This window comes from Pseudoalteromonas prydzensis (assembly GCF_011050055.1).
GTDB lineage: Bacteria > Pseudomonadota > Gammaproteobacteria > Enterobacterales > Alteromonadaceae > Pseudoalteromonas > Pseudoalteromonas prydzensis_A.
This window is the reverse complement of record NZ_DRGM01000157.1, coordinates 1-4,672: the sequence shown is the minus strand read 5'-3', so window position 1 is coordinate 4,672 and position 4,672 is coordinate 1. Positions and strand designations below refer to the sequence as shown.

The following is a 4,672-nucleotide window of genomic DNA, read 5'->3' as shown; positions in this document are numbered from 1 at the left end:
GTTCTAGGTTCTAGGTTCTAGGTTCTAGGTTCTAGGTTCTAGGTTCTAGGTTCTAGGTTCTAGGTTCTAGGTTCTAGGTTCTAGGTTCTAGGTTCTACAAAACAGTATTGAGCCATTTACTTTACTGTCAAAAATGTTTTAGCTTTATTCCTAGCACCTTTGTCTTCCTAGCACCTAGAAGCTGTTTATTTCCAGCTCTTCATCTTATGCCCTTTAACAGCATAGAAAAGAATGAATAAATAACAAGGTAACATGACGATATAAGCGCCCTGTTGTGCTTCAGCTGAATCAACGCCGCCACTTGCTAGGCCCCAGAATAATGGTCCAAATGCACCACCGGCAATACCCATGACTAATAAGCCCGAGCCAACACTGGTTAATTTACCTAAACCAGATAACGCCAGCGGCCATACAGCAGGCCATACAATCGCATTGGCAAATCCTAGCACAGCTATCATCAATAGTGTATCAGGTAATTGCACTTCTAAGCCCAGTGCAGTTGCGACAACCACTGAACTTGTATCACTAAACACGACTGCAAGCGTTAACACACAACCTAATATTGCTGATGCACTTAATGCTGCTTGCTGCGAAATAACACGCGGAATAAGCACAATACCTAAAATATAACCTAGTACCATACAGCTCATGGTATACGACGTCATTACACTGTATTTTTCAATGCCTAGCGATAACGCAAACGTACCAATTGTGTCACCAGCGATAACCTCTACGGCTACATATACAAACAATGCGGCTACACCTAGCGCTAGGCTTGGATGTGCAAGTGCCGCTTTAACCTGCCCTTTAGCACCGTGCTCTTCGTCATCAATTAGCTCTGGTAGTGGCATCTTAGTTACTGCAAAACCAAGTGCACCAATAAATAAAGCCATGCCTAAATAAGGGTAAATAAGGCTGTTTGCCATTGAATCTATTTCAGCTTGCGATAAGTCTTTACCAACCAAGCCGGTAAAGTCACTTAAAATTAAAGCGGTAAATACGATTGGTGCAATTACACCTGCGCCTTTATTTAGTATGCCCATAATACTAACGCGTGCTGCGGCTGATTCTTCAGGCCCAATACGTACAACATAAGGATTAACTGCAGTTTGTAGTAATGTTTGCCCTGCGCCCATCACTAATTGTGCAAATAAAAACAGCGCAAACACTTGAGTTTTAGCCGCAGGAATAAACAATAGACCTGCAACCATCATGGTTGCCATACCTATCGCCATACCATTTTTGTAACCGACTTTACGGATGATTATCGCCGATGGTACAGCTGTAAACGTTACCGCTATGTAAAACGAGAATAAAATCAGCGATGCTTGAAATGGGCTCAACTGCAATACTTGCTTTAAGTAAGGCATAAGTGAGCCATTCAACCAGGTTGCAAACCCTAGAATGAAGAATAACGTGGCGACTATGGCCATGGGTATAAAATTACTTTGTTTATTTGTTTTTGACACAGTGACTTCCATAAAACTTCTTCTTGTTGCGAGCTATCGTTATAATTATTTATTTCAATTAAGTTTATCTAGACTTAAAGCGACGATTAGCGTTGCTGCATTATGTTACATACTGGCGAGAAATCAATAACACTCTCGCAACAAAAATGACAGCGCTGCCATAAAACTTTACGTTAATTGTCGTCATATTACTAGTAACTATTTATTTTACAACGGTACAAAAAAGGGCCTATTAGGCCCTTTCAAAACAAATTTTATTACTAATATATTAATTTATATGAGTAATTCTGCTTTTCAGTTGGCTATTTAAACTGCTGCGTAATGCCACAGACTGCTGTTCAGAAACACTGATCGGAGCTGTATACTGCTGCCAAGTCGCGCCATCATCTAAACTATACTCAGTATTTAAATAGGCAAAAGGTGTATTAACTTCAAGCTTACCCTTGCTGATCACACCTCCAGGTACCGGTAAATGCAAGTTAACACCCGCATTTGCCAGTTTAGTTAGCTCTTTTAGGCCAACGGCTGCTGAAAATTGCGCCCAGTCCTGTTCTTGGTTTTTACGATCAACCTGCTCGCCTTCCCACGGGGCTTTGTGCCAAGCACGCTCGGCAACAGATAAAATACGTGGGAAGATCATTGCTAATACTTGCTCTTCGGTTCGAATAGTTTCAGACCATACCTGCCCTTGCATACCAAGAATGTTTTCTGGCTTTTCAAGCTTTGGTAATGGCCGGCCAACTAAAGCTTCAAGGTTATCTATCGGCTCGCGAGTACGGGTGTAATCAGCATTTGCATACACATCATCTGGCATATAATTAAATGCTTTTTGCGTGTCTGTGTAACGCGTTGCCCAGTAATAACCACGTTCTTCCGGGTGAGCTTCATAAGGGTGGTCAAAGTATAAGTGTGTACCATGCGATAATATCACTTGGTAGCCAGCATTGGCTAAACGGTAAGCTCTATCTGCTACGCCCCACTCCCAAATGTTATCCCAGACGTTTGCTGTAAAGGTTTTATTAGGAAATTCATCGCGCTTAAATGGGTTGGTGCGGTCATACATTAAACCATCTTCCCATGCACCTGGCGAAATGCCGCGTTTTTCAAGTAATTTAGCAACACGTTGGGTAAAGTATGGTTTTAAATCTGCAGCCCCCGCCACGCCATTGTTTGGATCGGCAAACATTGCTTGGCAGATTGGCGAATCAACCCATGAACCCGCGCCCACTTCGTCACCACCAAAATGTAAATTAGTTAGCTGTACACCAGCTTCACGGTACATTTGCTGTAATTCGTAGGTTACCTTGTCTAAAAAGGCGTAAGTTGAGTCCATGCACACATTCATTGAATTATCTTTGTAGTTTTGCACTGTCATATACACTGACGTGTCTTTAGGATCGCTCAATAAGTATTGCGTGGCAGCACTAATATCAACTTGTTGTGTTTCTTTTGTGGTGTGCTTTTTATTAACTAAATTATTTTTAGCGCTGCGCTGCGCTGCGTCAGCAAGCTTATGATAACGTGCTTCCATCGCTTTAATTGAGGCCCGTGCGTGGCCTGGGCCTTCAATTTCAGGAATGATTTGAACATGGCGGTCTTTGGCAAACTTTAATAGTTCAACAAACTCAGCTCGGCTTAAGTATCCGTTACCTGAGCCTGACTTAAATGGGCCAGTACCCAGTTGCGTCAAGAGACACTCTCTTTCTTCAAGGTCAAAGCAGCGATAACCACCAATCTCGGTAAGTTCAGGTAATCCTGGAATTTCTAAACGCCAGCCTTCATCTTCTGAAAAATGCCAGTGCAGTTTATTCATTTTATAGCGCGCCATTTGCTCGACAAGTTTGAACATAGCGTCTTTACCGTGGTAGTTACGGCCATTGTCGTAATGCATACCACGCCAGCCATAGCGTGGGCTATCTTCAAGCTCCAGTTGTGGAACCTCTACTGCACCTTGGCTATTTGCCGGTAGTAAATTAAGCAAACTTTGCATGGCGTAAAACACCCCCGCATTATCACTACCAACAATTTCAATACGTTCGTCATCAATCTCTAAGGTGTAACTCTCAGATTTTCCTGCGGCCAACTGCGGATTTACTTTTAAGCTGATCAGTTTTTGTTTCGCTACTTTTATATGCTCAGGCTGGGCTTTTAACATTAGGCCATAATCATCTTGCAAGTCTTGCATAAAGATCATTACTTCATTTTTTAGCTGACCTTGGAAACTAATTTGCCAGCTGCTATCAAGTGTTGCAGTACCGCGATTAAACTCTACTTTTTGTGGCTTTGGGATGATCCGTTTCAGTGCATCTTGTTTTGATACTTTGCTAGTAGTTGCTTGATTACGCTCAAAACGGATTTCGGGGGTGATCAACACCGTTAAGTCTTTAGGCTCATTATAACGGCGCAGTTGATTTTCACGCTCGAACGGTGCCACAAATTGGGTCATGTCTTCGCTGTCGGTATTTGCAAAAATAGCCGGTTTGTTATCACCTGATACAAAGAACGCACGCGGCATAAAATCGCTGTAAGCCACAATAAAAGCTTGTGCATCAAATTCAAGCTCTAGATTTTTACCTGCTGCGAGCCCGTTAAAGTTTTTTGTTGGAGTAATACGATGTAAATCACCATTTACGTGTTCAATATTTAAACCGGCAACAAGCTCAGTGCTGATTTTACGCACCGAGTGAATATACAACTGCCAATCGCTTTCGCCAGCAGGAAGTGCAACATCAGATTGATTGTTTAGTGTTATTTTTCCTAAAAAACCGGCGTCTTTATTATGAAAGTTATCAACTACGGCAAATGTCAGGGTGGTGTCTTTGGCAAAGTTATTCACATCGGTTTGCGAAAACTGCGCCTGCGCCAATAACGGCATCATCGCGATCAAACTTGCTAAAGTTCGCTGTTTAAAATCCATTGCTCTCTCCTCGTTGTATATTCTAAGACTACGCATTTCCTCCCACGTAATCTGTTATTTATTATTATTTATTCACCTCCATCATATAAAAGATAAAATGACAGCGCTATCATTAATTGAAATAAAAGCTATCAGCTATCAGCCTGTCTCTTGATCACAAGTCGAGTTCCTTCATAAAAGCATAGGACTCGACTAAAAATACCAACTTCACCCAGCCGTCCCACATGGCTTTTGTGCCAACACGCCCTGTTCGTTTACTATCGTGCCAACCTCCCAATTTGGCTAT

At 42.1% G+C, this 4,672-nt stretch carries 2 protein-coding genes; both read right to left on the bottom strand.

Translation table 11 applies throughout. The features are described from left to right. Positions 1 to 185 precede the first annotated feature (185 nt). Complete coding sequence (gene nagP / locus ENH88_RS15020; protein ID WP_304183393.1) at positions 186 to 1,481, bottom strand: N-acetylglucosamine MFS transporter NagP; 1,296 nt, start codon at positions 1,479 to 1,481, stop codon at positions 186 to 188. A 256-nt stretch (positions 1,482 to 1,737) separates the two neighbouring features. Further along, positions 1,738 to 4,386 carry a family 20 glycosylhydrolase gene (locus ENH88_RS15015; RefSeq protein WP_304183392.1) on the bottom strand — a complete coding sequence of 883 codons (2,649 nt, stop codon included), beginning with the start codon at positions 4,384 to 4,386 and terminating at the stop codon, positions 1,738 to 1,740. Positions 4,387 to 4,672: the final 286 nt, after the last annotated feature.